The organism is uncultured Methanobrevibacter sp. (genome assembly GCF_905235195.1).
GTDB lineage: Archaea > Methanobacteriota > Methanobacteria > Methanobacteriales > Methanobacteriaceae > Methanarmilla.
Genome location: NZ_CAJOKH010000079.1, coordinates 1 through 4,915 on the forward strand (window position 1 = coordinate 1; position 4,915 = coordinate 4,915).

Below are 4,915 nucleotides of genomic sequence, written 5' to 3' on the forward strand. Positions count from 1 at the left end.
AAAACCTAAGCCATTTTATGATCTCCGCCAAATGCTAGAAGGACCAGCATATTACTACTTCAAACAGAATGATGAAGTTGATCTTATTGATGTTATTGTTAATGTTGCCATTGGTAAGCATCGTGAGTGGATCCATAACCGTGACATTGATAAATTTTAGTTTACATTATCTGCAGCTATTTTACTTTCAAAACTTATTTTTTAAAACCAATTCCGTATATATCAAATTTTTAACGTTCAGAATAATTATCATCAATATAGTTGCTTTTAAATTGATTTAGTTAATAAAAATAGGAAAATTTAAAATAATAAAAGAATTAGAAAAAATAGTAAAAAAATTAAAAAATATAAAATCAGAAATAACGGATTGAAATATAAAATCTTATGTTAATTTGTAGTAACATCCTACAACATCTCGATTCTGCCCGTTACCTATTGCTCTGAAACCTACATGAGGAATAAAATACATACTATGACCTATTGCATATACTTTAACTTTAACATTTTTGTATCCGTCTTTAACATATTTATAAGTAGGATAATTATAGTCTTTTTTTATGAATTTTGCACAATATATTACTTTATTGCCATTATAATAATGATAAACAGTATCTGTTTTCCAACCGTTTGAATAATATTTGCTAGTATCGTAATATTTAGTTTTATAAACCCCTCCATTACTATCATAATATTCCACCATGGTTTTAACCTCATCAGTTATCCAAGACCAACTTCTAACTTTTTTATATTTATATTTAGGAACTTCGATGGTTTTATATTTATTAGTCTTAATTTTAAATCCTACCGCACCTAATTTGAATTTATTCTTGTATAGTATTTGAATATATTGCTTTTTTGATACTTTAAACTTAAATCCATGAAATTTATAAGTTTTACCATTTTTAACATGTGTATTCAGATATTTGAGAACTTTTTGTTTTTGTACTTTTAAACTATCATCAGCCCAGATACGGACTTTATATTTGCCGACTTTAATATATTTAATGTAATGATTTGGTTTGAAAGGAGTAGAACTTTTAGTAGGAGTATTTTTGATAGATCTATCAACCAAAACTTTCCAAGTAAAAGTATTTCCTTTTACAATTCCAAATTTGTGATTTTCCTCTTCTGAAGTAAGAGAGCATATGTATGAATCATCAGGTAAATTTTTAAATATATTATAATTGGATTCTAGAGTACAAATAGTAGAATTTCCTCTAATAAAAGCACTGTAAACAATTTCATTTTTAGAGTTTTTAATGGTATAATTAAGTCTAGGAACTGTAGAAACATGTGTTGAATTTACATATACATGTACTAAATTATTAGAATTACTTTTAAAATTAGTATAATCACCAGAATAAATTTTAATATTATGAGTTCCTATAGGAGTACGAACTGACCAGGAATAAGGTGCTTTTAAAGAAGTAGATGACAACTTACAAGTATATTCTCCACCAGGTAAATCTTTAAACACATTATAATTGCTTTCAAAATTACACATACCATACATATCTGTAGTAGCAGATTTATAATAAACAACTTTATTATTTTGATCAGTAATTTGATAATACACCGAATAACGACTTGCAACTCCTACATATGAACCTGAACCTGTATATCTTGTTAATTTTATCTTTATATTCTCAGGATTATCATATTTAGTAATGTCCTTAGTAGTAACTGATATAGAATTATAATAACTAGAATCACTTAATTCATCAAAATTATTTATTTGTTTAAGTTCATCACTTGTATCTACCTGAAAGGATGATTGTTCATTTATATTATCTGTTAAATTTAAATTCTCATTTGCGGATACAGAACTTATGGTTATTCCAATACAAAATATTGTTAATAGTATTAATATTATTAACTTTTTGTTAAACATAACTTAATATTTATTTATATTTATATTAAATACTTTTGGGAACAAAATTTATTCCAATATTATTACTTTCTGAATATACATAAAAACATGTCTTATTGTTTAATTCGTCAAAAGAGAGATATTCATTACATTATTTCATTATCAGTATGAACATGAACTTAAAGATAACAGTATCAAAATATAATCTCTATTTTTATTATTTCTGAACATTAATTTTAAACAAGAGATTATTAAATTAGTTTACATTATTGCAGCTATTTTACTTTCAAAACTTATTTTTTAAAATGCTTGCATATAGATAAAAATATAATAAGTTGTTAATAAAAAATATAATATATCAATTTAAACACTGGAGATTAATTAAATGGAATCGAAATATTTGATAGCAATACTAATAGTTGCAATATGTGCTTGTGTTATTGTAGGAAGTGTATTAGGATTTTTTACAAATAATGTAGAATATACTACTGTTAATACTGTACCTAATGGGACAGCAATACAATTGCCTGCCGACATGACTATTAAATCAAATAATAGTGGAATAATCGTACTCTCAGATGAGGATACTATTGTAATTTGTTATAATAGTGCAGGTAAAGATATGGCATCGTTAATGGCATTCTCAAATATAAAATCTCCAATATTCGGTAATGCATTTAGTGGCAATACTACAATAACCAATCCAACAGTTGGAGGAGAACATATTGATGGAGACTGTTATGCATGGTATAATGGTAATAATGAAACCCATGATAATATCTTAGTTATTAGTAAAAATAAGAATGTATTTGACTATATCATTAGCCATATAAATTGGATTTCTGTAAATAACGATAATACTGATACTGATGCAGATTCAAGTAGTAGCAGCGATAGTACAGAACAAACTGTTTATGCATATAAATCTGATGGTACACCGATGTATAGTAAAGCTGAAGCAGATAATTATATGTTAAAAAAATATGGTACTGATGATTACGAAAGACAGAGTAATGGTTATATTGATCCTAATTCTGTAGGCGGCAGTGAAAATAGACGTTAATCAATAAATAATAGTGTTACATTGTTGTAACACTTAAAACTTTTTTTTATAAATATAATAACTTTTCATATTAATCTGTAGGCATAATAGACAGGAACATTAACATTATAACTAGTCTAAATACTGGATTTTCCAATTCCTTCTCAATTTTACGGATTGACCTTGTATATCCACATGGACCGAAAGGTAAATGTTCATTATATGCATATGTTATTTTTAATTTTCCATCTTCTCTTGTTAGTAAAATACCATAATCGTCTTGATAATCAATATTTAGAGTAGCAGGTGAATCTTTTGGCAATTCTAAATTAGTTTCAAGGCACCAAGTACTTATTTCTCCATGAAATATCTCATTTTCATTTAATCCATCGACATCATGCTTAATTGTGTTATAATATCCTTCACCTTCCCCAGCAAAAAGCAACATGATATATATTCCCTCTCCATCAATCAGCTTATCGACATAATTAAAATATTTGTCACTTAATGGGTCATATTCCCACCCTTCTTGCATAAACCGCTCTGATAGAGGAATACACTTAGAATCTAATACATAAAATTCATCAGTAACCGGACAGAAGTTCATAGTTTTTAATATGATATCTTTAATATCAATATTTGCATGTTTTGTTGCATTGATAATCAATTTAATTCCTTCACTATTTGGAATCTTAATCATGACAAACCTCCTTTAAAAAAATTTTAAAGTAATGTCTATTTTTCAAACTAATGATAATAACAGATATTTATCTTAATCATAATATTTATATACTATTCATGTATATACATTATTAATGTAATTACATTTAATATCAGAAGGTGCAAAATATGACAGACAAATTTGAAAAAGTAATAGAAAAACAAACTCAAAGACAGATAAACTTAAAAGAACAAAGAGAAAATTTTATTCAGGAAAATCAAACTAAACAAATAACAGTTAAAATATTTCCTAATACTCATAAAGCTTTAAAACTATTAGCAGCTTCAAAAGATACTACCTTAGAAAAAGTAGCAACTTTCATAATAGAAGATAATGTTAGGGATTTTGATATTGTTAAATTTGTAGAAGATGCATTTAATGATGTTGAAACATTTGAAACCGGATACAATTGGTTACAAAGATTAGACATTGATAATTCAACTTATGATTTAAATGACAAGCTATTGAATAAAGGCAATCCAAGAAAAAGGATTAATGTTAAAGTTAATTTAGATACACATAGAAAATTAAGAGTAATATCAGCTATTCAGGATAGATCATTAGACAATTTAGTTAGTTCAATTATAGAATATAACATGGGGGAAGATAATCAGATTGACACATCCAAGTTAATGGAAGAAATATTAAAATCAATAGAAGATTAATGTTGGATTTAGAGTTTAGATTAATGATACTTTATCCTTCGGAATATATTTGATATCATCAGATTCATCATTCACATTTATTTCTTCAAGTTCAACAGGTTCTTTATCTTTAACAATATCATTATGTTTACCATTAAGGAATGTATTAATTCTAGTTAATGACTTAGTATCGCCTAATAAATGATTATAGTCTTTAGCTAGTTCATTATATTTTAACTTATAGCTATTGAGCTCTTGAGTGTAGGCCAGGAACATTTGTGCTTTTTCTTCTGTGTACTTAATTTCAATGTCAGATTTTTGATTGGTGAGTTTAAGGTCAATTTCAGCAGTTAATTTATTTAATTCTGCTTCACCATCACTGTAATTCCTGAAGTGCAGAGTAATGTTCTCTAGGGGGAATATACTCTTTAAGAGCTGTGAGAGATTCTAACTTTTCATTTAATTCATCTATATGTGTTTGTTGTTTTTCAATAGTTTCTTTCAATTCTTTTTCAGTGTTTTCATATCTAGATTGAAGATCTTCTTTTATCTGCTCAAAGCTAGCATTCAATCCCATGATATTAGTATTTAACAGTTTATTAGTTTCGTTAATGTTATCATTAGAAGTTTTTAATTTC

Annotated in this window: 7 protein-coding genes; 3 read left to right on the top strand and 4 right to left on the bottom strand. The window is 26.4% G+C overall.

Translation table 11 applies throughout. From position 1 onward, the window contains the following. Positions 1-31 precede the first annotated feature (31 nt). Positions 32-160, top strand: coding sequence for a hypothetical protein (locus QZ146_RS08295; protein ID WP_295723494.1), 129 nt, complete (start codon positions 32-34; stop codon positions 158-160). Positions 161-382: 222 nt separating this feature from the next. Here QZ146_RS08295 and QZ146_RS08300 read toward each other — a convergent pair whose 3' ends face one another. After that, entirely contained in the window at positions 383-1,891 is a 1,509-nt protein-coding gene (locus QZ146_RS08300) for a hypothetical protein (RefSeq protein ID WP_295723496.1), read from the bottom strand. Positions 1,892-2,255: 364 nt separating this feature from the next. Between QZ146_RS08300 and QZ146_RS08305 the strand changes: the two genes are divergently transcribed. Continuing rightward, complete coding sequence (locus tag QZ146_RS08305) at positions 2,256-2,933, top strand: hypothetical protein (RefSeq protein WP_295723498.1); 678 nt, start codon at positions 2,256-2,258, stop codon at positions 2,931-2,933. Positions 2,934-3,003: 70 nt separating this feature from the next. Here QZ146_RS08305 and QZ146_RS08310 read toward each other — a convergent pair whose 3' ends face one another. After that, the gene (locus QZ146_RS08310) at positions 3,004-3,612 is read right to left on the bottom strand and encodes a hypothetical protein (protein WP_295723501.1); all 609 of its coding nucleotides are present in this window, start codon (positions 3,610-3,612) and stop codon (positions 3,004-3,006) included. 149 nt (positions 3,613-3,761) lie between these two features. On the opposite strand from QZ146_RS08310, the gene QZ146_RS08315 reads away from it, so the two are divergent. Beyond that, positions 3,762-4,298: a hypothetical protein gene (locus QZ146_RS08315; protein ID WP_295723504.1), complete on the top strand. Its 537-nt coding sequence runs from the start codon at positions 3,762-3,764 to the stop codon at positions 4,296-4,298. A 15-nt stretch (positions 4,299-4,313) separates the two neighbouring features. Here QZ146_RS08315 and QZ146_RS08320 read toward each other — a convergent pair whose 3' ends face one another. Both QZ146_RS08320 and QZ146_RS08325 read right to left on the bottom strand, forming a co-directional pair. Further along, a complete protein-coding gene (locus QZ146_RS08320) occupies positions 4,314-4,553 on the bottom strand; it encodes a hypothetical protein (RefSeq protein ID WP_295723506.1) in 240 nt (79 codons plus the stop codon). 100 nt (positions 4,554-4,653) lie between these two features. Next, the gene (locus tag QZ146_RS08325; protein ID WP_295723508.1) at positions 4,654-4,854 is read right to left on the bottom strand and encodes a hypothetical protein; all 201 of its coding nucleotides are present in this window, start codon (positions 4,852-4,854) and stop codon (positions 4,654-4,656) included. Positions 4,855-4,915 lie beyond the last annotated feature (61 nt).